Annotated in this window: 21 protein-coding genes; 7 read left to right on the forward strand and 14 right to left on the reverse strand. The window is 64.9% G+C overall.

Features of this window, described 5'->3' with window-relative positions; all coding sequences use genetic code 11:
* Positions 1-59 precede the first annotated feature (59 nt).
* Genes uxuA through MUB52_RS02450 form a run of 4 tightly spaced genes read right to left on the reverse strand, consistent with a single transcriptional unit; the run spans position 60 to position 4,319 of the window.
* Entirely contained in the window at positions 60-1,238 is a 1,179-nt protein-coding gene (gene uxuA / locus MUB52_RS02435; RefSeq protein WP_263842590.1) for a mannonate dehydratase, read from the reverse strand.
* Positions 1,235-2,287, reverse strand: coding sequence for a Gfo/Idh/MocA family protein (locus tag MUB52_RS02440; RefSeq protein WP_263842591.1), 1,053 nt, complete (start codon positions 2,285-2,287; stop codon positions 1,235-1,237). Before MUB52_RS02440 ends, uxuA begins: the two co-directional genes overlap by 4 nt.
* Entirely contained in the window at positions 2,284-3,288 is a 1,005-nt protein-coding gene (locus tag MUB52_RS02445; RefSeq protein WP_263842592.1) for a Gfo/Idh/MocA family protein, read from the reverse strand. The genes MUB52_RS02440 and MUB52_RS02445 overlap by 4 nt, the downstream gene beginning before the upstream one ends.
* Complete coding sequence (locus MUB52_RS02450; RefSeq protein WP_263842593.1) at positions 3,285-4,319, reverse strand: Gfo/Idh/MocA family protein; 1,035 nt, start codon at positions 4,317-4,319, stop codon at positions 3,285-3,287. Before MUB52_RS02450 ends, MUB52_RS02445 begins: the two co-directional genes overlap by 4 nt.
* 67 nt (positions 4,320-4,386) lie before the next feature.
* On the opposite strand from MUB52_RS02450, the gene uxaC reads away from it, so the two are divergent.
* Positions 4,387-5,748 carry a glucuronate isomerase gene (uxaC, locus tag MUB52_RS02455; RefSeq protein WP_263842594.1) on the forward strand — a complete coding sequence of 454 codons (1,362 nt, stop codon included), beginning with the start codon at positions 4,387-4,389 and terminating at the stop codon, positions 5,746-5,748.
* The gene (locus MUB52_RS02460) at positions 5,745-6,956 is read left to right on the forward strand and encodes a mannitol dehydrogenase family protein (RefSeq protein WP_263842595.1); all 1,212 of its coding nucleotides are present in this window, start codon (positions 5,745-5,747) and stop codon (positions 6,954-6,956) included. The genes uxaC and MUB52_RS02460 overlap by 4 nt, the downstream gene beginning before the upstream one ends.
* Here MUB52_RS02460 and MUB52_RS02465 read toward each other — a convergent pair.
* The 8 genes from MUB52_RS02465 to MUB52_RS02500 all read right to left on the reverse strand — a co-directional run bounded on the left by MUB52_RS02465 (position 6,943) and on the right by MUB52_RS02500 (position 16,055).
* Positions 6,943-7,992, reverse strand: a complete 1,050-nt coding sequence (locus MUB52_RS02465) for a sugar kinase (RefSeq protein ID WP_263842596.1) — start codon at positions 7,990-7,992, stop codon at positions 6,943-6,945. The two genes, MUB52_RS02460 and MUB52_RS02465, sit on opposite strands and share 14 nt — an antisense overlap.
* Positions 7,989-8,870: a DMT family transporter gene (locus MUB52_RS02470; protein WP_263842597.1), complete on the reverse strand. Its 882-nt coding sequence runs from the start codon at positions 8,868-8,870 to the stop codon at positions 7,989-7,991. Before MUB52_RS02470 ends, MUB52_RS02465 begins: the two co-directional genes overlap by 4 nt.
* A gap of 1 nt (position 8,871) precedes the next feature.
* Complete coding sequence (locus MUB52_RS02475) at positions 8,872-9,759, reverse strand: NAD(P)-dependent oxidoreductase (RefSeq protein ID WP_263842598.1); 888 nt, start codon at positions 9,757-9,759, stop codon at positions 8,872-8,874.
* A gap of 12 nt (positions 9,760-9,771) precedes the next feature.
* Positions 9,772-10,773 (reverse strand): Gfo/Idh/MocA family protein, encoded by a 1,002-nt coding sequence (locus MUB52_RS02480; RefSeq protein WP_263842599.1) that lies wholly within the window; start codon positions 10,771-10,773, stop codon positions 9,772-9,774.
* The gene (locus MUB52_RS02485; RefSeq protein ID WP_263842600.1) at positions 10,770-12,281 is read right to left on the reverse strand and encodes a UxaA family hydrolase; all 1,512 of its coding nucleotides are present in this window, start codon (positions 12,279-12,281) and stop codon (positions 10,770-10,772) included. Before MUB52_RS02485 ends, MUB52_RS02480 begins: the two co-directional genes overlap by 4 nt.
* 126 nt (positions 12,282-12,407) lie before the next feature.
* Complete coding sequence (locus tag MUB52_RS02490) at positions 12,408-14,033, reverse strand: TRAP transporter large permease (protein WP_263842601.1); 1,626 nt, start codon at positions 14,031-14,033, stop codon at positions 12,408-12,410.
* Positions 14,033-14,938, reverse strand: a complete 906-nt coding sequence (locus tag MUB52_RS02495; protein ID WP_263842602.1) for a TRAP transporter small permease subunit — start codon at positions 14,936-14,938, stop codon at positions 14,033-14,035. The genes MUB52_RS02490 and MUB52_RS02495 overlap by 1 nt, the downstream gene beginning before the upstream one ends.
* 94 nt (positions 14,939-15,032) lie before the next feature.
* Positions 15,033-16,055, reverse strand: a complete 1,023-nt coding sequence (locus MUB52_RS02500; protein WP_263842603.1) for a TRAP transporter substrate-binding protein — start codon at positions 16,053-16,055, stop codon at positions 15,033-15,035.
* 190 nt (positions 16,056-16,245) lie between these two features.
* On the opposite strand from MUB52_RS02500, the gene MUB52_RS02505 reads away from it, so the two are divergent.
* On the forward strand, positions 16,246-16,926 hold the full coding sequence (locus tag MUB52_RS02505) for a GntR family transcriptional regulator (RefSeq protein WP_263842604.1): 681 nt from the start codon (positions 16,246-16,248) through the stop codon (positions 16,924-16,926).
* Here MUB52_RS02505 and denD read toward each other — a convergent pair.
* Both denD and MUB52_RS02515 read right to left on the reverse strand, forming a co-directional pair.
* A complete protein-coding gene (gene denD / locus MUB52_RS02510; protein ID WP_263842605.1) occupies positions 16,899-17,873 on the reverse strand; it encodes a D-erythronate dehydrogenase in 975 nt (324 codons plus the stop codon). The two genes, MUB52_RS02505 and denD, sit on opposite strands and share 28 nt — an antisense overlap.
* Entirely contained in the window at positions 17,870-18,757 is an 888-nt protein-coding gene (locus MUB52_RS02515; protein WP_263842606.1) for an NAD(P)-dependent oxidoreductase, read from the reverse strand. The genes denD and MUB52_RS02515 overlap by 4 nt, the downstream gene beginning before the upstream one ends.
* Before the next feature lie 198 nt (positions 18,758-18,955).
* On the opposite strand from MUB52_RS02515, the gene MUB52_RS02520 reads away from it, so the two are divergent.
* From MUB52_RS02520 to MUB52_RS02535, 4 genes are all read left to right on the forward strand, one after another.
* The gene (locus MUB52_RS02520; RefSeq protein WP_263842607.1) at positions 18,956-19,717 is read left to right on the forward strand and encodes an SDR family oxidoreductase; all 762 of its coding nucleotides are present in this window, start codon (positions 18,956-18,958) and stop codon (positions 19,715-19,717) included.
* Positions 19,714-21,525 (forward strand): IlvD/Edd family dehydratase, encoded by a 1,812-nt coding sequence (locus MUB52_RS02525; RefSeq protein ID WP_263842608.1) that lies wholly within the window; start codon positions 19,714-19,716, stop codon positions 21,523-21,525. Before MUB52_RS02520 ends, MUB52_RS02525 begins: the two co-directional genes overlap by 4 nt.
* Positions 21,526-21,601: 76 nt before the next feature.
* Entirely contained in the window at positions 21,602-22,450 is an 849-nt protein-coding gene (locus MUB52_RS02530; RefSeq protein ID WP_263842609.1) for a fumarylacetoacetate hydrolase family protein, read from the forward strand.
* The gene (locus MUB52_RS02535) at positions 22,451-23,401 is read left to right on the forward strand and encodes a 2-hydroxyacid dehydrogenase (RefSeq protein WP_263842610.1); all 951 of its coding nucleotides are present in this window, start codon (positions 22,451-22,453) and stop codon (positions 23,399-23,401) included.

The following is a 23,401-nucleotide window of genomic DNA, read 5'->3' on the forward strand; positions in this document are numbered from 1 at the left end:
CAGCGCCCGCCCTCTTCGATGGGGGAAGGGCGCTCGGTCCCGTAGCGCCGCACCTCGCGTCAGCCGAGGGCTGCCATGATCCCGCGCAACTCCGCCAAACCGCGCATCCGTCCTATCAGGGGGTAGCCGGGCATGCTCTTCGCCTGCCGGTCGTTGAGCAGTTCCTGCCCGTGGTCGGGGCGCATCGGAATCTGCCAGTCGCGCCGGCCTTCTGCCATCCGCCGTCGCTCCTCCGCCATCAGCGCACGGATCGTGCCGACCATATCCGTATCTCCTTCCAGATGTGCCGCTTCGAAGAAATCGGGGCGCTCTGGATCCGCGCTCAGCCGTTTGGTGTTCCGCAGATGCGCGAAGTGGATGCGGTCGCCCAGCCTTCGCACGAACTCCGGGGCATCGAAATCGGCGCGCACGCCGAGTGAGCCGGTGCAGAGTGTGGCGCCATTGGAGGGGCTCGCCACCGCATCGAGCACCGTTGCGTAGTCCCCCGTCGTCGACATCACGCGCGGCAGGCCGAGCAGACCGAAAGGGGGATCATCCGGATGGCAACACAGGCGCAGGCCAAGCCGTTCGGCCAGCGGCACGACCTCTGCAAGAAAGTCTATGAGGTTCTGGCGCAACCTCTCCGGTGTGATCCGCGCATAGCTTCGCAGTTGGGCACGCACATCCTCGACCGTCCAAGTATCGTTGGCCCCCGGCAAGCCGGCAACAATGTTGTCCTGCAGTGCCTTGCGCTCCGCATCGGACATGCCGGCAAACTGCGCGGCGGCCGCTGTGCGCTGGTCTTCGGAATAATCCTCGGCGGCGCCTTGCCGTGCGAGGATATGCAGATCGAAAACGCTGAAGTCCTGAAGGTTGAACTGCATCGCGGTTCCGCCATGCGGCTGCGGTGCGCGCAGGGTCGTGCGCGTCCAGTCGAGGATCGGCATGAAATTGTAGCAGATGGTCTCGACGCCGCGCCGGGCGAGGGCCGCGAGGCTTTCCTTGTAGGCGGCGATATGCGCGGCGGCGTCGGGCGATTGCGTCTTGATGGCCTCCGAGACGGGCAGGCTTTCGACCACATCCCAAGCGAACCCCGCCTGTGCCAGCATGTCCTGCCGCTTGGCGATTTCTGCGTCCGGCCAGGCTGTTCCGGGGGCGATATGGTGCAGGGCAGTGACGATGCCTTCGACCCCGACCATGTGCAGATCCTGCAGGGCCACGGTGTCCTGCGGCCCAAACCAGCGCCAGCATTGCTTCATGGTTGCCATCCTCCGTAAAGCGGGTGATCGGGGGTGATTGGGAGTGTCACCCGGGTGCCGGTGCGCGCAGCGTGGTAGATCGCGGTGACAAGCGCCACCGAGGCGGCTCCGTCGTCCAGCGTGACCGCAGCACTCGGCCGGCCCGCCAGATCGTCCGCCACCGCGGTCAGAAATCCGTCGAAGCCGGGTGGCTCGGCGGGCGTTTTGGCCAGCGCCGCATCGATGTCCGACTGCCGCGCAGGGTCTCTTGCGGTGAAGGTCCAGGGGTCGGCTCCCGGAGCGTAGGGCGTGGTCCCGGAGGTGGCGGTGAGATGCTCGAACACGAAGCGCAGCCGGGTCTCATCGCCGGCGGCACCCAAGGTAATGCTGCTGGTCGCAAGCGCGCCGCCCGCCATCTCGAAGGTGATCGCCGCGCAGTCCTCCGTCTCGATCGGATTTACCCGCGTCGTCGTCGCAGCCGAAAGCGCCGCGACCGGCCCCATGAGATGCGTCAGCAGATCGTGATTGTGGATGGCATGACCCAGCACCGCGCCGCCCTGCTCGCCCGCCCAGGTGCCGCGCCAGGGCACTGCGTAGTAATCCGCACCGCGCGACCAATGGGTTTCGATTGCGGCCATCTGGGGTCGGCCCACAAGCCCCGCCTCGATCAGCGCTCGCAGTTGCGCCAGGGACGGACCCCACCGGTATTGAAAGACCGGGTAGACAGTGCGCTGCGCGGTTTTGGCGGCCTCCCTGATCCGCTCAACATCGGCCAGCGAGGTGGCGAGCGGCTTTTCGCAGATCACATGTTTGCCCGCAGCCAAGGCCTGCAGCGTCACCGGCACATGCAGATGCGGCGGCAGGCAGATGTCGATGAGGTCGATCGCCGGGTCCTCCAACGCCGTGGCAACATTGGCGGAGACAGCGAAGCTGTCGTCTGCACGCAACGTCTCTGCACGCGCCTCGTCCCGATCGACGATCATCGCGACGGTGAAGTGGCTTGCAAGTCGGCGGTAGGCGGTGAGATGCTCCGCCCCGATCCCCGCGCCGAGGATCGCAATCCGTGTCATGTGGCGGCCTCTGCACGGGCCTGCGCGGTGAGCGCCAGCTCCATCACCGTGAAGCAGTGCTCTTGCGTCATCGCGGTTTCCGTTCGGTGGGCGATGTCATCGGAAAGGCGCCGGAAATAAGGCAGACCGGCATCGCGCGCGTCGACTTTCTGGCAGGTCTTGCCGTTGACGAGGATCAGGTGATCGGTGCTCTCGGCGCCGCCCACATCGACGTATTTGCGCAGCTCGATGTAGCCCTCGGTTCCCAGGATCGTAAGCCGCCCGTCGCCCCAGGTGGGTAGGGCGTCGGGCGTATACCAATCCACGCGGATTGTGCCGGACGCCTGTGCGCTCCGCAGTCCGATCTCGCCGAAGTCCTGCAAGCCTGGGTCCTTGGGGTTGGCATGGTTGGCGACCATGGCGTGGGTCACCTCGGCTGTGCTTGATCCGGTGAAATGCAGGAACTGGTCGATCTGGTGTGAGGCAATGTCGGTCAGGATGCCGCCGTAGCGCTCGCGCTCGAAGAACCAGGCCGGCCGGGTGGCGCGGTTGAGCCGGTGCGGGCCGAGGCCCGCCGTATGCACGACCCGGCCAATCGCGCCCTGCTCAACCAGCTCTGTGGCGCGCGTCACCGCCGGCACCTCGAAGCGCTCTGAGAAATTGATCGACCAGATCCGCCCCGTCTCCGCGACGCAGGCCTTGATCTGCTCAAGCTGGTCGAAGGTCGTGCAGCCGGGCTTGTCGGTCATCACGTCCATACCTTTGCGCATGGCGCGGACGGCCAGATCGGCCCGGTCGGCAGGGACGGCGGAGATGAGTGCGAGCGCAGCACCTGCGCCGAGCGCCTCGTCGAGTGTGGCAAAGCGGTGCAGATCCGGGAAGCGCCTGGTGAAACCGGCAAGCGTCTGAGGCGCGCCCTCGGTCCAGTAACCCAGACAGCGTGACCCGGTCCGCAGCATGTTTTCGGTCATGCCGTAGATATGGCGGTGATCGAGACCAAGGGCGATGAAGGGCGGGCTCATGGGCGGGGGATCTCCGTGGTTTGGCCGTTGCCGCTCGCGCGCTCCATCGCATCGATGACGCGGTGCGCCTCGAGCGCACTGCGCCCCGAGGCAAGGGGCTCTGCGCCAGTCGACAGGCAGGCGGCGAAATCCTCCAGAACGCTCTGGTGCCAGGCATGGGTGAAGGCCATCGGGTCTGCGCCGCCGCCGGTGCTGGCTTCCGCGCCGAAACTCTCAACCCGTCCGTCCAGATGGGTGACCGTCAGCACGCCCGAGGCGAGGCGTGCTGCGGCCTCGCTGCCCTGGATTGAAATGCTCTCGGCCTCACCTGGATAAGCGGCGGTGGTGGCCACAAGGCACCCGCAGGCGCCGCTCTCCAGCGAAAAGAGCGCGCCCGCCCAGTCTTCGGCCTCCAGCGCATGCAGCGGCGTGGTGCGCATCATCGCCTGCACTGTCTGCATCGGACCCAGCAGCCACAGCGCGAGATCGAGCGTATGGATCGCCTGGTTGATCATCACGCCCCCGCCGTCACGGGCATAGGTCCCGCGTCCGGGTGCATCGTAGTACGCTTGGTCGCGCCACCAGGGGACCCGGATCTCGACGGTTGCGACCTGGCCAAACGCGCGCCCGTCCAGAAGCTGTTTCAGCTTCTGGGACGCTGCGCGCGCCCGGTGCTGCAAGACGAGGCCGAGCGGGACGCGAGCCGTCTCGCACCGCCTCACGATGGCTTCCGCAGCGGCAAGCGTGCGTTCGATGGGCTTTTCCATCAGGATCGGTTTGCCCGCCGCACTCAGCACCTCGACCAGGTCGTGTCGCGCATCTGGCGGCGTGGCGATGACAGCGAAGTCGATGGTCTCATCCGCCGCAATCTCCTTGATGGCGCGGCACACCGGCACCGGATACCCAAGCTCAGCCGCGGCTTTCGCAGAAAAAGCCGCAGCCCGCGCGGGATCTCGACCCATGACCGCGGCGAGCTCGATCCCCGCCGCGTCGCGGATGGCGGCCAGATGCGTGTCTGCCACCATACCCAGGCCGATCAATACCGTCTTCATATCCCCTCCCGTTTCGGGCAGAGTTGCACCAATGGCGGGGGAAGGCCATGCCAAAGATGGGGGATGCATGCATCAGCTGACCGGCACAGCAGGCGCGCTCTATGAGGCGATCCGCGACTTGCCAATTGTCTCGCCGCACGGGCATTGCGAGCCGCGCTGGTTCGCCGAGGACGCGCCCTTCCCGGATCCGGCGGCCCTGCTCGTGGTGCCGGATCACTACGTCTTCCGAATGCTCTATTCCCAGGGTGTCTCGCTGGAGGCACTGGGCGTGCCGGAGCCCGGGCGCGGGGCGGATCCGCGCGCCGTCTTTCGGCTTTTCGCGCAGAACTGGCACCTGTTTCTGGGTACGCCCTCGCGGTTCTGGATGGCCTATGTGCTCAGGCAGACGCTGGGGATCGAAACGCCGCTGTCGGCGGAGACGGCCGATGCGGTTTACGACCAGATTGCCGCGCGGCTGGCAGAGCCTGGCTTTCGGCCCCGAGCGCTCTTTGACCGCTTCGGGATCGAGGTCTTGGCGACAACCGACGCGGCGCTCGACGATCTCGCCCATCACGCCGCGGTGTCAGAGAGCGACTGGCCCGGCCGCGTGATCCCCACCTTCCGGCCCGACGCGGTGCTGGACCCGTCGCACGAGAGTTTTCTGAGTAACATCGATGAACTCGGTCGGTCGACCGGCGAGGATGTCGCGACATTCGCGGGTTATCTGGCCGCCCTGCGGGCGCGGCGGGGCTTCTTCAAGGCGCGTGGCGCCACGGCGACCGACCATGCGATCGAGGTGATCGAGACGGTCTGGCTCGACGACCCGGAGGCGCTCTATCAGAAGCTGCGGTGCGGGGAGGCCGCGGAGGGGGAGGGCCGCGCCTTCTACGGGCATATGCTGATCGAGATGGCGCAGATGTCCGTCGAAGACGGGCTGGTCATGCAGATCCACGGTGGCAGCCGGCGCAATACGAATGCCGATGTCTTCGCACGCTTCGGGCGCGACAAGGGGGCGGACATCCCCATCGCCGTCGATTGGGTGCGCGGGCTCGACGCTTTGTTGAACCGGGTGGGCAATGCGCCCGGTTTCGGACTAATCCTCTTCACCCTCGACGAGACCACCTACGCGCGCGAGCTTGCGCCCATGGCGGGGCACTGGCCGTGCCTGCGGATCGGGCCGCCCTGGTGGTTTCACGACAGCGCGGCCGGCATCGCGCGATACTTCGATCAGGTTGTCGAGACGGCAGGCTACTGGAACCTGGCCGGGTTCAACGATGACACGCGCGCGTTCCTGTCGATTCCCGCGCGACACGATCTGTGGCGGCGCGGGGTGGCACTGCACTTGGAGGCGCAGGTGGGCCGCGGTTTCTTCGACATGCGAGACGCGGAGATTGTAGCACCGCTTCTTGCGGTCGATCTGGCGCGCGATGCCTACAGGCTCGGCGCGTGACACCGCGCATCCTCCATATTGGCGTAGGCAACTTCGCGCGGGCGCATCTGGCGGATTACACGCAGGATGCAGGCGGCTGGCGCATCACCGGTGTGAGCCTGCGGTCGGGCAAGGTGCGCGACGGGCTGCGCGCGCAAGGCTATAGCTACGGGCTCGCGGTGCAGGGCCAAGGTATCAAGCAGATCGATGTATTGGATGAGGTGCTGGTGGCCCCGGAGGCGCCGGGCGCAGTGCTGGCGCAGATCGCCGATCCGGATGTGCATATCATCTCTGTCACTGTGACCGAGAAGGGCTATCACCTGACGTCGGAGAACACGCTCGATCTGGACGACCCCCTGATCGCCCAGGATCTCGCGGCTGTGGGGCCGCGCACGGTGATCGGCTTCCTCGCGCATGGGCTGGCGGCCCGTCAAACACCTGTGACTGTGCTGAGCTGCGACAACAGGGCGAACAACGGCGACGTGCTGAAGGCTGCGGTGGTGACCTTTTCAGCCGAGGCCCGGCTGGACATGGGCCAGGTGCAGGCGCGCTTTCCCAACTGCATGGTCGATCGGATCACACCCGCCACAACCGATGCGCTGCGGGCGGAGACGGGAGATGCGATGGTGGTCCCGACCGAGCCTTTCCGGGAGTGGGTGATCGAGGATCACTTTGCCGGGCCGCGGCCCGACTGGCCGGATGTGGTGTTCACGGATGAGGTGGCGCCGCATGAGATGCGCAAACTGCGGATGCTGAACGGGGCGCATTCGATGTTGGCCTATGCAGGAACACTAGCGGGGCACACATATGTGCATGAGGCGATGGCCGATCCCGCGTTGCGCGCGCAGGCGCGGGCGCTGATGGATGAAGTGGCGCGAACCCTCTCGCCCGACATGCAAAAGATCGCGCCGTCCTACGCGGATGCGCTGGTGGCGCGGTTCGATAACCCGCACATCAACCACAGCCTGCGCCAGATCGCGATGGATGGCACCCAGAAGCTGCCTTATCGCATGGTCGACAGCCTGCGCGCGTTGCTTGGCGAGGCGCCCGCTTTGGCGGCCGGCATCCGCGCGTGGCTTGCGTTCTGCCGGGCTGAGGTTGCCGCGGGCCGCCCGCCGGAGGATCCGAAGGCCGAAGCGATTGTGCAGATCGTGGACGCGGGCGGGACCGAGGCACAGCTGCTCTCGCTGATCGGGGCAGAGGACCTCGCGCGCTCTATTCTGGAATGATCGCGCCCCGGTGTTGGACGACACGGGCGGCACAGGCGTGGCCCGCCATGAGGGCCTCGGCCTGCGACTGGCCGGTGAGCAACGCAGCAAGGTAGCCGCCGTTGAAGCTGTCTCCGGCGGCGGTGGTGTCGACGACCGTTGCCGCAGGCGGATAGGTCTGATCGACCGGCTCACCCAGCGAGAGCGGCCCGGCGGCCCCCCGTTTCAGCGCGCCGATGCCGGCGTAGGCCTGCACGCGAGCGACGACTTGTGCCTCGGTTTCATTGAAGAGCGCCATTTCATCGTCGACGGAGGGCAGGGCGATGTCGGCGCGGGCCCAGAGAGCGCGGGTGATATCCTGCGCGGTGGCTTGGTCTTCCCAGAGCCGGGGGCGGTAGTTGCTGTCATAGACCAGCGTCTGCGGCGCGTCCTTCAGCCAGTCGATCAGGGCAAGGCGTACGGGCTGCGACAGGATCGCCATCGAGATGCCGGAGAGGTAGAGGACGTCGTAGGGCTCCAGCACGGAGAAGTCGAAGCCGCACCCGACCTGGAAAAGGTCCCGCGCGGCGGCGGCGCTGCGCCAGTAGGTGAAGGAGCGCTCGCCGTCTTCGGTTGTGGTGATCGCGTAGAGGCCGGGGGATTTGCCGGGGATCGTGCGGATGGCGCCGGTGCCGATGCCTTGCGCGGCGATGAAGTCGCGGATCTGGCCCGAAAAGGGATCATCGCCGAGGCAGGTGACATAGTCGACTTGGAGAGCGCCGGGCGGCTCGCCCCCAACGTTTGTACCTTGCGCTGAGGGCTGCGTCCGCCCGCGTTTTGCCGCAGGCAAACCTTCGGTTTGACGGGAAGCGGACGGGCGCTGCCCGGCGGTGCTCACCGGGCGAGACATCTCTGCGGTATGCGCCAGATTTTTGAACCGATGTTCTGTCTCCGTTGCGCAGCGCTTCAGATAAATTGCGGTGTTCAGCGTGTCGCCTGCCACCCCGACCTTGGCCGTGTCGCCTTGCATGGAGAGTTCGATCATGGCTTCGCCGATGCAGGCCACGCGGAGGGTCATCGCTGTTCCCTTTTCCAGATGATGAGGCCCGAGACCACAATGATCAGCGCACCGAGAACTGTGCCGAGATCGGGCAGGTGGTCGAAGACCAGGTAGCTCAGGATCGTGAGGTAGATCATGAAGGAGTAGGTGTAGGGCATCAGCGTGTTGGCCGAGCCGAAGCGATGTGCGTTGGTGAGCAGCTGGTGCCCGCCCCAGCCGAAGACGCCGAGGCCGATGAGCAGCGCCCACTGCAGCGGGTTCGCGGGCCACTGCCAGCTCCAGATCGCGAGCGGCAGGAGGATCGCGGTGCCGAGCGCGCCCAGGTAAACCTGCATCGTCTCGGTGGCGACCACGCCCGCCAGCCTGCGCGTCATGATGGAATAGAGCGCGAGGCTGAAAGCGTTGAAGAGCGCCAGCAGCATGGCCCAGTGGAACTCGGCGCCGAAGGGGCGGATGACGACCAGAACCCCGGCGAACCCCATCAGGATCGCGAACCAGCGCCAGGGGCCGATCTGCTCGTTCAGGAAATGCTGTGAGAGAAAACAGACGATCACCGGGCTGGAGAACATGATGGCCGAGATCACTGTGAGCGGCAGGAAATTCAGGGCGTAGAAATTCGACACGGTGGCGGTGATCAACAACAGCGCGCGGGTGATGACCTGACCCGGATGCCCGGTGTGCAGCCGGTCGCGGGTGAGCCCGCCGCGGGCGATCACCGCGACGGAGATCACGAAATGGCCGAAGTAGCGCATGAAGGCGAGCTGGAACGCTGCAAAGCCTACCAGCGCCAGCCATTTGGCGCTGGTGTCCACGATGGAAAAGAGCAGCCACGCGCCGAGCATGAGCAGGATGCCGAAGCGCGGGCGATCCTCGATCAGTCCGGCGGCGACCGCCATGTCAGGGTTTCATTTTCTGCGCGTAGAAGTCGATCATCTGGCTGACCATATTCTCGCCGTGGCCCGTTTCGGTCGCCTCGCGCAAGGCCCCCAGAGCGCATTTGGACATGAGGCTGTCCACGCCCGCCTGCTCGGCCATGCGGGCGTAGTAGCCCACGTCCTTTGCAGCGTTCTTGATCGCGAAGGCGAGCTGGTTCGGGTCGCCCTTGAGCCCGTAGCCCGAGACGAAATCCATCATGCCGGAGTGCAGCGGCCCCGCGGACATCACATCGTAGAGCTGCTGGCGGTCGATGCCCGCCACATCAGCCATTGCGAAGGCCTCGGCCATGGCATTGGCGACGGTCATGCCGAAGAAATTGTTGATCAGCTTGATGGTATGGCCGGAGCCGAGCGCACCGAGGTGGAAGACGTTTTCACCAAGGTCATCGAGCACGGGTTTCACTTTGTCGAAAGCCGTCTTGTCCCCCGCGGCCATGATGTTCAGCAAGCCATCCTTGGCGTGGGTGGGCGTGCGGCCCAGAGGCGCGTCGAGGTAAGTGCCGCCTGCGGCGGCGACCTCGTCTCCGAGCGCGCGGGTGCTGCCGGGCAGCGAGGTGCCGAAGTCGATGACCACCGCGCCCTCTTTCAGCCCCGCGATCACGCCGTCTGCGCCGCGCATCCGGCTTTCCACGCTGTCGCTGGTGTCCATGCAGAGCATCACGATGTCGCTCGCGGCGGCCACATCGCGGGCGGTGGCGACCTCGGTGGCGCCGCGTGCGACGGCGGCGTCGATGCGCGGGCGCGAGCGGTTGGCTGTGATTGTCATTGCATAACCCTTGTCGATCAGCCGGTCGACCATGGCGGAGCCCATGAGGCCGAGCCCGATAAATCCGATTGTCTGCTGTGCCATCTCAGGTCTCCTTTATGGGTGTGGGATGAGGGCTGGGGTGCGCTGCAGTTGGTCTTCGATCTGCAGGGCGATGTCGAGCGTCCGCGTGGCGTCCGCCACGTCGATGAGCGGGTCGGCTCCGTTGATCACGTCCAAGAAGTGGTCGAGCTGGGCGTCGAGCGGGGTTCGCGTGTTTTCTGCCTTGGTGCAGGGCACGGGGTCGGCGGGGCGGGACCAGTCCTGCCCGGACCAAAGGGTCATCGATGGAAAACTGATCGCACCGCGCGTGCCGGTGACCCAGAGCATGTCCTGATGGGTGGTGCCGATGTTGGGGTTCTCGCCGGTGGCGGCCTCGAAGCCCCAGGGGGAGGGCGTCGTGTCGGCAAAGCTGATGGTGCCCGTGGCACCGCTCTCGAAGCTGAGGGCCACGGCGCCGCTTTCGACGCGGGTCTCGTCGCGCAGGCCGCGTCCGCGCAGGGCGGCGGTGCCGGTGATCTCGCCCAGGGTGAAGCGCAAAAGGTCGATGTCATGCACGAGGTTGATCAGCACTGGGCTGCCGTGCGCGCTGCGCCAGTTGTCTTTGAAATAGGCATCGGGCTTGCGCATGGCCCAGATGAGGCTGGCGGTGACGGGCCGGCCGATCGCGCCATTGGCGATGAGCGATTTCAGCTGTTGCACGGATGCGTGGTAGCGCCGGTGGTGGCCGACGAGCGAGCCGACATTGGCGGCGTGGATCGCTTTGCGCAGGCTGCGGGCCTGGGCGAGGTCTTCCGTCACCGGCTTTTCGATCAGCATGGGCCAGCCACGCCAGGCGGCATAGCGGCCGTGCTCGCCATGCAGATGCGTGGGTGTCGCGAGGATCACCGCATCCACCGGGTCCCGGACCTCCGCCATATCGGCAAAGCGGGGGCAATCGGCGGTGATCTCCGGGTTCGGGTCGACGAGGCCCACGAGGCTGCAACGGGGGTGTGCGGCGACGGCCTCCAGATGGCGGATGCCGATGAGCCCGCCGCCGACCACGAGGATGCGGGTCACATCACTGCCCCGATCTGCCAGGGGACGAATTCATAATCGCCGAGGCCCTGGGCTTCGGATTTCGTGGCTTCGCCGGAGGCCACGCGCAGGAACATGTCGTAGATCTCGCGGCCTTTTTCCTCGACCGTCGTGCCTTGGGTCAGGATGGTGCCGGCGTTGATGTCCATATCCTCGTGCATGCGCTTGGCCATGGCGGAGTTGGTGGCGACCTTGATGGTGGGCGCCGGCTTGGAGCCGAAGGCGGAGCCGCGCCCGGTGGTGAAGCAGACGAGATTGCAGCCGCCTGCGATCTGGCCCGTAACCGAGGCGGGGTCGTAGCCGGGGCTGTCCATGAAGGTGAAGCCGCGCGCCGTGACCGGTTCGGCGTATTTGTAGACACCCATGAGGGGGGAGGTGCCGCCTTTGGCCGCCGCGCCGAGGGATTTTTCGAGGATGGTGGTCAGCCCGCCCGCCTTGTTGCCGGGGCTTGGGTTGTTGTCCATCGAACCTTTGTTGCGGGCGGTGTAATCTTCCCACCACTTGATGAGACCCACGAGCTTGTCGCCGGTGGCTTGGTTAATGGCGCGGCGGGTGAGCAGGTGTTCCGCGCCGTAGATCTCGGGCGTTTCGGCCAACACGCCGGTGCCGCCTTGGGCGGCGAGCAGGTCGCAGGCGTAGCCCAAGGCCGGGTTGGCGGTGATGCCGGACCAGGCGTCGGAGCCGCCGCATTGCAGGGCGACTTTCAGCTCGGAGGCGGGGCATGGGGTGCGCGTGGCCTCATTGGCGATGGGCAGCATCGCGTCGATCTTCTGGATGCCAAGCTCGATCGTTTTGCGCAGACCTGCGACGGTCTGGATGTTCATCACCTGGAACGTGGGCCCCTGTTTCAGACCGTAGGCGTCAAGCAGCCAATCGATCTGGTTCATCTCGCAGCCCAGGCCCACCATCAGCACGGCGGCGTGGTTGGGGTGGCGGGCATAGCCCCACATCACCCGCTGCAGCGCCTCGAAACCGTCGCCGTCACCGGCCATGCCGCACCCCGTCCCATGCACAAAGGCCGCGACGCCGTCGACGTTGGGGTAGTGGCTGAGGACCTCCGGCGTGAAATGCGCGGCGATCATGCGCGCGGCGGTGGCCGAGCAATTCACCGAGGTGACGATGGCCACGTAGTTGCGCGTGCCCACCTGCCCGTTTGCGCGGCGGTAGCCCAGGAAGGTGTCGCGTTCGGCCTCGGGTACCGGGGTGATCGGGCGCAGGTCAGTCGAGAACTCGTAGTCGGCGTCGGTGTTGCGGAACTCGACGTTTTGCGTGTGCACATGAGTGCCGGGGGCGATGTCTTCGGCGGCATAGCCGATCACCTGCGCGTATTTGCGGATGGCCTCGCCCTTTCGGATCGCTTGCGTCGCGATCTTGTGGCCGGACGGGATGAGGCTTTGGGTGGTGACGGCCTCAACCGCCACGCCCGCTTCGAGCGCGCGGGTGGCGGTCACGACGTTGTCGGAGGGATCGAGGCGGATGGTGTCAGGCATGTCCGAAACGGTGGCACAGGGGGAGGGCGGTCACAAGAGCGGGGCGGCGTTGGGGTCGGGTGCTGGGCGCGGGATTTGAGTATTTCTGGACGGGTGAAGGGGCGGGGGCCTGGCGCCCCAGCCGGGTCATGGGAGCAGCAGGGAGACGATGGGCGGCCAGATCAGCAGCACGGAAAGCGCGCAGAGCTGGATGCCGATGAAGGGCAGGAAGCCCTTGAAGATGTCAGTGAGGCTGATGTGCGGCGGCGCCACGGATTTCAGGTAGAAGGCGGCAGGCCCAAAGGGCGGCGACAGGAAGCTCACCTGCATGTTCATACAGAAGACCACACCGAACCAGATCGCCACGTGGCGCGGGTTCAATTCGCCCAGCAGGCCGATTTCCTCGATGGGCAGGCGCTGCACGATGGGCAGGAAGACCGGGATGATCAGCAGCACGATCCCGACCCAATCCATGAAGGCGCCCATGAAGAGGAGGATCAGCATCATCATCAGGATGATGCCCATGGTCGGCAGCTCGGAGCCGACGATGAAGTCGGCCACATACGTCGGCCCGCCCGCGATGGTGTAGGCGCCTGCCAGTGCCGTGGCGCCGATGGTCACCCAGATGATCGTGCCGGTGGATTTCAGCGTGCGCATCAGGCTGTCCCACACCAGCTCGAAACTGGCCTCGCCGCGGAAGATCGCGATGATCAGCACCGCGAGCGCGCCCATGCCGGCGGCCTCGGTGATGCCAGTGATACCGCCGTAGATCGAACCCATGACGACGCCGATCACGACGATGGGCGCGACAAGGCCTTTGCCCAGTTTCCATCCAAGCGCCGTGCGGGCCCGGCCCAGCACGCCGAACATCATGACAAAGGCAAAGACCACCATACCGCCGAACCACGGCAACCAGTCTGCGGTGCCATAGGCGAAGGCCTCGCCGGTGTTGGCGGCGTTCTGGCCACTGAGCTCGAAGAAGAGCGCGCGCAGGAACAGCGCCGTGGCAAAGCCCGCAAGCAGCACGCAGAGGAAGGCACCGAAGAGCTTTGCTTTTTCCAGACCGTAGGGCTCGCCCTCGACCGGTTCGGGCAGCGGCGCGTCTTCGGGGCGCAGCTGGGTGCGGATGATGATGTAGATGATGATGAAGCTCGCCAGCATGAAGCCCGGCAGGAAGGAGGCGGTGAAAAGGGCCTTGATCGAGGTCTCGGTGATCAGCCCGTAGATGATCAGCACGATCGAAGGCGGGATCATTGTGCCGAGTGAACCGCTCGCACAGATGGTGCCGATGGCGAGGTTCTGGTTATAGCCGAGGCGCAGCATCTGCGGCAGGGCAATGAGGCCGAGGAGCACCACCTCACCGCCGATGATGCCGGACATCGCCGCCATGATCACCGCCATGATGGAGGTGACGATGGCGATGCCGCCGCGGGTCCGGTTCAGCCAGACGTTCAGCGAGGAATACATGTCCTTGGCGATGCCTGAGCGTTCCAGCAGCGCCGCCATGAAGATGAACAGCGGAATGGATATGAGGACGTAGTCCGTTAAGAGCCCGTATATTCGTTGCGCGAGGATATTGAGCGGGCCCGAGCCCGGTCGGCCCGTGAGGATACCCTCGCCGAAGGTCCAGGGGGCGGTGAGAAGTTGTGGTTCGAACTTCATGACCAGCACGCCCACGGCGAGAATGGCGGAGGCAAAACCCAGCGGCATGCCGATGGCGAGCAGCAGGATCAGGCCCAGCATGAGGACCAGTGAGATCGTTCCGATGTCCATCAGTCGGCCCTGTACTTATTGGATTGGATCGCGCCGCGGGTCACATCGAGCCCGGCGGTGCCGTCGCTGCCGACGGCGGCCTTGATCTTTTCGAGCTCGTCCTGGTCGATGTCGTCGGCGGCGGTGTGGATGACCGGCTCGGCGTTCCAGTCGGAGATGAGGTTGATGATCGCCTGCACCGCCACAAGCGCCACCACGATCAGCACCATGGGCTTGAGCGTCGCGGGGATGGGCGGGTCGAAGACGGTGCCGAAGGTCTCCCAGCGGTAGAACTTGTCGAAGGCTTCGCCATAGCCGCCGTAGAAGAGGAAGAAGGCGAAGATCACGATCATCGCCGTGGAGATACAGTCGCAGGTGCGCTGCAGCGCGCGGGGCAGCATGTCGTAGAGCAGGAAAATGCGAATATGGCTGCGCTGTTGCATGGCGTAGAGCCCGGCGCAGAGGAAGACGAAGCCCGCCAGCCAGAGCGACAGTTCGTTGGCCCAGAGGGTCGGGCGTTCGAAGACATAGCGCAGGATCACCTCGTAGATCATTACGGAGCAGAGCACGACCACCAGCATCATGGTCACCCGCCCGATGAAAACGGCGAGACGGTCGATGGCGCGCCAGCTCTCGAACTCCATGGCTGCGCGGCGCACGGTGCGCATGCCGATATAGGCCAGCACCGGGATCAGCAGAAGCGCCGCCCAGTCGACGATATCGGCATAGCCGCCGAACAGCCCCCCCAGGCCAGGTGTGATATCGGCGCGCGCAAAGAGCGCCGAGAGCTTGTCGTATTGCGAGGGATCCTCGGGCTTTGCCCAGGTGAGGGTGAAGGCGGGCATGTGCCAGGTCACCCAGCCTGCACAGGCGATGAAGGCCATAGGGACCAGCCATTCGATCAGGCCGCCGGATTTTTCCTGCATGTCACTCCCTCACCCCTGCGGAACGGTATCGGTGGCGCCCCGGGCCAGAAAAAAGACCCCGCCCGGTGCGGGCGGGGTCTCGTGTCGGGTCGGCTTACTGTTTGAGGCCCAGCTGATCGAGGTAGGCGAGGTGCGATTCCACCAGCGCCTTGGCCTCCGGCGTATCCGCGAACTCGGCCCAGGCGGATTGTGCCGCCGCGCGGAACTTGTTCAGCTCCTCGGTGGACCACTGCGACAGGGTCACGCCCTGCTCGCGCAACTGTGCGGCCGCTTCGGCGTTTGCCTTCTCGAAGGTCAGCGCCGTGCGCAGCGCCAGCGCTTCCATCGCCACCTTCATGATCTTCTGGTGATGCGCGGGCATCGCGTCGAAGACGGCCTTGTTGCAGGCGAGGTGATCGGACGGCATCGAGTGGAAGCCGGGGAAGTTCGCGTGCTTGACGATATCATAGAGACCCAGACCCACGTTGTTGGCCAGACCAGAGGCGTCCGCGCCGTCGATGATGCCGGTTTCAAGCGCTGTGAAGATTTCGGTGAAGTCCATCACGATGGGCGAGGCGCCCAGCTTTTCGAAGATGATGGTTTGCATGCCGGGGGGCGAGCGGAACTTCCAGTCCTTGAAGTCTTCCACTTTCGCGATGGGCTTGGAGGAGGCAAAGCTTTCCTGCCCGTAGACCCACCAGCCGATCAGCTCCATGCCGTATTTGTTGTAAAGTGGCGCTGCGGCTTCCTTGCCGCCGCCGAAATACAGCCAGCTCAGCTGTTGATACGGCGTGTCATAGCCGCCCATGATGTCGCCCACGAACTGGAAGGCGGAGTTCTTGCCGGTCTGATAGCCGCCGCCGGTCATGTCGCAGTCGAGAATGCCGGTGGCGGCCGCATCGAAGGTCTCGACCGACTTCACGACGGAGGAGGAGTAGAACATCTCCACCTCGATCTCGCCGTTCGACATGTCCTGAATGTCCTGCATGTATTGCGCGGCCAGCTTGCCGGAGACGGTTTCAGGGGCGTAATGTGTTTGAATGCGCAGCTTGGTGGTTTGGGCCGATGCGGTGAACGCAGTCGACGCAGCCAACGCTGCCACGGCGGCAACGGTCGCCGCCTTTTTGATGAGTTTCATGTTGTCCTCCCAGACGTTGAGCGCACAATGTGGTCGGGGCAGTGAAGCCCGGTCTTCCTTACGCTGAAGAAACGTTAGGCTGAGGGAGGTCCGCCAAGCAAGAAAATATTTTATTTTTCCCGAATTTCGATATTTTCTTTGATTTTCGAAATTTTGCGCGTAACGCTGAGGTTGTATTGGGAGGGGCAATATGGCCGCGCAGGATGCCGACATCTTCGACGATATGCGTCACCGGCTGATCACCGGCGAGTTCGGGTATGGTACCAAACTGCGCGCGGAAAAGCTACGCCAAGATTACAATTGTTCGGCCAGCACGGTGCGCGAGGTGTTGTTTAGGCTCTCCACCGTCGGGTTGGTCGAATTTCAGGAGCAGCGCGGATTTCGTGCGCCTGTTCAATCGGTTGAGCGGCAGCATGAGCTGACGCACATGCGGATTCTGCTGGAGACGGAGGGCGCCTGCCTGTCGATCCGCATGGGGGGTGTGGAGTGGGAGTCGCGGCTGACCGCGGCCCACCATAAGTTGTCCCACATCGAAACGCGGGTGCGCTCCTCCGGCGATCTGATTCCCCTGTTGGGGCTCTGGAGCCGCGCCGAGCAGGAGTTTCACGAGACGCTGATCGACGCGTGCGGATCGGGACTTCTGAAGCGTACGCACGCGGTAATTTACGAACAGTTTCGCCAGCAACTCGTCTCCGCCGAGACGAATTACGGCTATTTTCCGGAGAATATTCGCGAGCATCAGGCGATTCTGGATGCGGCTTTGCAGCGCAACGAAGACCTGATGCGCGTCTGCGTGAACGACCATCTGGCGCGTAATCTGACGCGGCCGCTGCCGCGCAAGGCTCAGCCCGAAAGATCCTCGGCGATATAGGTCTGCACGATCTCGTCGAAGCTGGTTTCCGCCTTGAAGCCGAGCGCTGTGGCGCGGGCCGGGTCGAAGTCGCGCGGCCAGCCGGCGACAATTGTCATGATCGCCGCGTCGGGTTGCGGTTTGATCAGGTCGACCGCCTTTTGCCCGGCGGCGCGGCGCAGCGCCTCGATCTGCTCGGCCACGGTGCAGCTGAGCCCCGGCAGGCTGAGCGCGCGGCGGCCTTCCAGCCGCGCGGTGTCGAGCGTCGCGGCATGGATCAGGAACCCGGCGGCCGATTTCGGTGAGGCGTGCCAGTGCCGCACTGTGTCGGGCACCGGCAGCACCGCCTCCTGCCCGTTCAGCGGTTCGCGGATGATGCCGGAAAAAAACGACGAGGCGGCGAGGTTTGCCTTGCCGGGGCGCACGCAGATCGTGGGCAGGCGGAGCGACATGCCGTCCATGAACCCCTTGCGGCTGAAGTCCTGCAGCATCAGCTCGGAGATGGCCTTTTGCGCGCCATAGCTGGTCTGCGGCGAACACAGGAATTCGTCGCCGATCTTGTCCGGGTAGGGCGCACCGAAGACCGCAATGGAGGAGGTGAAGACCACGCGCGGCACGTAAGTTCCCCCGCTCGCGTCATGCTCGCTGCGCAACGCTTCCAGCAGATGCCACATGGCCATCATGTTGGTGGCCCAGCCCTTGTCGAAATCCGTTTCCGACTCGCCGGAGACGATGGCGGCGAGGTGGTAGATCAGATCGGCGCGGAGCCCGGCCAGCTGCGCGATCTTCGCCGGATCGGTCAGGTTGCCGGCGATCCGCGCAGGCTCCTCCGGGCAGCTCGTCGGAAAGCCGATGTCGAAAAGCGTGATCTCGAGCGTCTCGTGCCCCGGCAGCCCCTCGGCCAGCAGGCGGGAGAGCAGCTTCTGACCGACCATGCCGCCACCGCCGATGATGAGAACCTTGGTCATGCGAGCAGCCCGTTGCGCGCTTTCAGTTCGAGGTAAAGGCCGGAGTGGTCTTTCTCGCCACCGTCCATTGCGTCGATGAAATGCTGGAATCGGTCGCGGACGCTCTCGGTCGCGGGCAGGGTGAGGTTAAGGCTCGCCGCCTCCTCCAGCGTGTTGTTGAGGTCCTTGACCTGGAATTTCGTCAGTCCGCCGGGCTCGAAGTTACCGTCCGTCATGCGTTGCCCGTGCTGTTGCAGGATCACGCTGTCGGCAAAGCCGCCTTTGAGGGCTGCGCGGACGGCGGCAGGATCCGCACCGCCCTGTTCGGCGAGCAGCATCGCCTCGGCAACGGCGCTTATGGTCACGGCGACGATGGTCTGGTTGGCGAGTTTCGAGAGTTGCCCCGCGCCAGAGGGGCCCACATGCACCGGGCGGCCCATGGCTTCGAAGACACTGCGGGCGGCGTCGAAGATGTCGGGCTTGCCGCCGACCATGATGGCGAGGCTTGCGGCCTCGGCGCCCTTGGTCCCGCCGGAGACGGGCGCGTCGAGATGCCCGTGGCCGAGGCTTTCCAGCAGTTTGGCCTGGGCGCGGGCGTGTTCGGGCTTGGCGCTCGACATGTCGATCCAGACAGCATCCAGGCTGAGTGCTTTCGCGGCGAGCGCCTCTTCGATCACCGCGCCGGAGGCGAAGCCATCAGAGAGCATGGTGATGACGAACTCCGCCCCCCGGATCGCGGTCATGGCGTCGGGGGCCACCCTGGCGCCGTCCCGGGCCAGCGGTTCGGCGCGGGCGAGGGTCCGATTCCAGACCGTCAGATCGTGCCCGGCCTTGAGCAGGTTGCGGCTCATGGGCACACCCATCAGCCCGGTTCCGATCAGCGTGATTTTTCGCGATGTGCTCATGATGCTGGATGTCCCCCCTCGATCCCTTTTGCAAAGCGGTAGCCAAACTGGCGCGCTTGTCATACGCTAACGAAAACGAGCCATTGGACCAGCCCGTCCGGTGGTTTTTTGATGAAGACTGCAAGAATTGTGTCGCGGCCATGGGTGGAGCACCCGGTGTGGAGGGTCGGCAGCAGGCGCAACGGGGGAGAGAATATCATGTCGGGGCAACGGCTTGAAGGTAAGCGCGCGCTGGTGACGGCGGCCGGTCAGGGTATTGGCCGCGCGAGTGCTTTGGCGATGGCGGCAGAGGGGGCGGAGGTCTTCGCGACGGACATCAACATGGAGGCGCTTTCCACGATTCGGGAGGCGAATCACGAAAATATCGAAATTTTCGAACTTGATGTGCGTAGTGATGAGAGTGTATCTGCCGGGATTTCGCGCGCCCAGCCGGACGTTTTGTTCAACTGCGCGGGCTTCGTTCACCACGGGACTGTGCTCGATGCCACGGACGACGACTGGGACTTCGCCTTCGATCTCAACGTGCGCTCGATGCTGCGGACGATCCGCGCGGCGCTGCCGGGGATGCTGGAGCGCGGGGGCGGGTCGATCATCAACATGTCGTCGGCGTGTTCTTCGGTGATTGGTGCGCCGAACCGCTTTATCTATGGCACGACGAAGGCGGCGGTGATCGGGCTGACGAAATCGGTGGCTGTGGATTACGTGGCCAAGGGCATCCGCTGCAACGCGATCTGCCCCGGCACGGTGGAGAGCCCGAGCTGGCATGATCGGGTCGATGCGCTGGGTGAGCAGCTTGGCAGCAAGGACAAGGCGATGGAACAGTTCGTTGCCCGCCAGCCAATGGGGCGCGTGGCCACGGCGGAGGAAATCGCGGCCCTTGTGGTATACCTCGCCAGCGACGAGAGCGCATTCACAACGGGGCACCCCCATATCATTGACGGAGGCTGGTCGGGGCAATGACAGAGTCTGGGACAAAGAAAATCGGCATCGAAGACCTGCGGTCGCGTAAGTGGTTCATGAACCCGGACAACCCGGAGATGACGGCGCTCTATCTGGAGCGGTATCTCAATTACGGGCTGACGCGTCAGGAGCTACAGGCGGGCAAGCCGATCATCGGGATTGCGCAGACTGGCAGTGACCTCAGCCCGTGCAACCGACACCATCTGGAGCTTGCGAAGCGGGTGCGCGACGGGATCATCGCCGCCGGGGGGACCTGCATCGAGGTGCCGGTGCATCCGATCCAGGAGACGGGCAAGCGGCCCACCGCAATGCTGGACCGGAACCTGGCGTATCTGTCCCTGGTCGAGACGCTTTATGGCTATCCGCTCGACGGCGTGGTGCTGACCATCGGCTGCGACAAGACCACGCCCGCGCTGTTGATGGCCGCCGCAACCGTGAACATTCCGGCGATTGCGCTGAGCGTGGGGCCGATGCTGAACGGTTGGTTCCGGGGCGAGCGGACGGGCTCGGGCACAATCGTCTGGAAGGCGCGCGAGATGCACGCGGCAGGCGAGATCGACGATGAAGGCTTCATGGAGCTTGTGGCGTCCTCGGCGCCGTCGGTTGGCTATTGCAACACAATGGGGACGGCCACGACGATGAATTCGTTGGCCGAGGCGCTGGGCATGCAGCTGCCGGGCTCTGCGGCGATCCCCGCGCCCTATCGCGAACGCGGGCAGATCAGCTATGAGACCGGCCGGCGGATCGTCGAGATGGTCTGGGAGGACCTGCGCCCCTCCGACATCATGACGCGCGAGGCCTTCGAGAATGCCATCGTGATCAACTCGGCGATTGGGGGATCAACCAATGCGCCGATCCATCTGAACGGGATTGCGCGGCATCTGGGTGTGCCGCTCGAAAACAACGATTGGCAGAGCATCGGGCATCACGTCCCGCTGCTGGTGAACCTGCAGCCGGCGGGCGAGTATCTGGGTGAGGACTACTGCCACGCGGGCGGGGTGCCTGCGGTGGTGGGTGAGCTGATCGCGGGCGGGCTCTTGCCGCATCCGGAGGTGATCACTGCCAATGGCAAGACCATGTTCGAGAACTGTGGAGATCTGCGCAGCGCGGATACCAAGGTGATCAAGCCGGTCACGGAGCCGCTGAAGGAGAAGGCGGGGTTCATCAACCTCACCGGTAACCTCTTTGACAGCGCGATCATGAAGACGAGCGTGATCAGCAAGACGTTCCGCGCCAAGTATCTGTCGAACCCGGATGATCCCAATGCCTTTGAGGGTCGCGCGGTGGTGTTCGACGGGCCGGAGGACTTCCACCACCGGATCGACGACCCGAGCGAGAACATCGACGAGGACTGCATCCTCTTCATGCGCGGCGCAGGGCCCAAGGGCTACCCGGGCGGCGCGGAGGTCGTGAACATGCGGCCCCCTTCATACCTCTTGAAGAAGGGCGTCGAAGCGCTGCCCTGTGTGGGGGACGGACGACAGTCCGGCACCTCCGGTAGCCCTTCGATCCTGAATGCCTCGCCCGAGGCGGCGGCGGGCGGGGGGCTTGCGTTGCTCAAGAACGGGGACCGGGTGCGCATCGATCTGAATGACTGCACCGCCAATATGCTTGTCTCGCTCGAGGAGTTGGCCGAGCGCGCGCGGCTCTTCGAGGCGAATGGCGGCTATGACGCGCCCGAGAGCCAGTCGCCCTGGCAGCAGTACTTCCGCGAGAAGGTGGGCCGCTTCGACCAGGGGATGATCCTGGAGGATGCGGACAGATATCAGGATATCTCCCGTCGCTTCATGCCGCGCGACAATCACTGAGCGCATGCCGCAGGACACCACGAGGCGCGGTGGCCTGAAGCCCACCGTACCCGCAAACTGAGAAGGACCAAGAGACGTGAAACTTGTGCGATATGGGGAGAGGGGCGCCGAGAAGCCCGGAATGCTGGATGGCGACGGGGCATTGCGCGATCTGTCGGCGCATGTGGCGGATATCACGGGCGATGTGCTGTCGGATGCCGCGCTCGACAAGCTGCGCGCGCTCGATCCGGCGAGCTTGCCTCTGGTTGATGGCGCGCCACGGATTGGCGCCTGCGTCGGCAACATCGGCAAGTTCCTCTGCATAGGGCTCAACTATTCAGACCATGCCGCTGAGACGGGTGCGGCAATCCCAGAGCATCCCATCCTCTTCTTCAAGGCCAACTCTGCCGTCGTGGGGCCGAATGACGATGTGAGCATGCCACGGGGCTCGACCCATACCGATTGGGAGGTCGAGCTTGGTGTGGTGATCGGCACCACGGCGAAATACGTGAGCAAGGAAAGCGCGCTCGACCATGTGGCGGGGTATTGCGTTGTGAATGACGTGAGCGAGCGGCATTTCCAGACGCAGCTGACCGGGCAGTGGACCAAGGGCAAATCCTGCGACACCTTCGGGCCGACCGGGCCCTGGCTGGTGACACGTGACGAGGTGCCGGACCCGCAGAGCCTCGCCATGAGCCTCGATGTGAACGGCAAGCGGATGCAGACGGGGAACACTGCGACGATGATCTTCACGGTGGCGGAGATCATCGAGCATCTCTCCTCGCTGATGACGCTGCACCCAGGCGATGTGATCACGACCGGAACGCCTCCGGGCGTGGGCATGGGGATCAAGCCGGAGCCGGTGTATCTGAAGAAAGGCGATGTGATGGAGTTGACCATCGAAGGGCTGGGCCACCAGCGACAGACCGTGACGGAGGACGCATAGATGGCGGAGTTGTTTCTGATCGGTGGCGCAACCGACGTCATGCTGGAGCGGCTGGAGGCGGCCTTTGCGGTGCACAAAGCCAGTGAGATGGATGACCCGCAGGCCTGGCTCGCCGAGAACGGCGGTCGCATCACCCATGTGGCGACCAATGGCCATGACGGGGTGACGCCGGAGTACATGGCGGCGATGCCGAACCTGAAGGCGATCAGCTGCTACGGCGTAGGCTATGACGCCATCGATGTACAGGCGGCCAAGGCCAAGGGTGTCGTGGTAACGCACACGCCGAATGTGCTGAACGCCGAGGTGGCGACGACAGCGGTGCTGCTGATGCTGGCCTGTTATCGCGAGCTCTTGCGCGACGATGCCTATGTGCGCTCGGGCCGCTGGGAGGCGGAGGGCAATTCAGCACTGACGCGTTCGGCGGACAATCAGACCGTGGGTATTCTGGGGCTGGGGCGGATCGGGCAAGCGATTGCGGACAAGCTCGCGCCCTGGGGGACAACGATAGTCTATCATTCGCGCAGTGCGAAGGACGTGCCGTACAAGTATTATGGCGATCTGACCGAGATGGCGAAGGACGTCGATACGCTGATCTGCATCACCCCGGGCGGGCCCTCGACCAACAAGATCGTGAACGCCGAGGTGATGAATGCGCTGGGGCCGCAAGGCACGCTGATCAACGTCAGCCGCGGCTCGGTTGTCGATGAGGCGGCGATGATCGCAGCGCTGCAAGAGGGGCGGCTTGGCTGGGCCGGTCTCGATGTCTTCGAGGCAGAGCCGCATGTGCCGGAGGCGCTGCGCAAGCTCGACAATGTGGTGCTGCTGCCACATGTGGGTTCGGCCACCCATGAGACGCGGGCGGCCATGGGGGCGCTGACGGTGGACAACCTGCTGCAGCACCTGAAGGATGGCACGGTGATCTCGGCGGTGCCGGAATGCGCGGATATGTAA

This window comes from Roseobacter sinensis, assembly GCF_025755255.1.
In the GTDB taxonomy this organism is placed as follows: Bacteria; Pseudomonadota; Alphaproteobacteria; order Rhodobacterales; family Rhodobacteraceae; genus Roseobacter; species Roseobacter sinensis.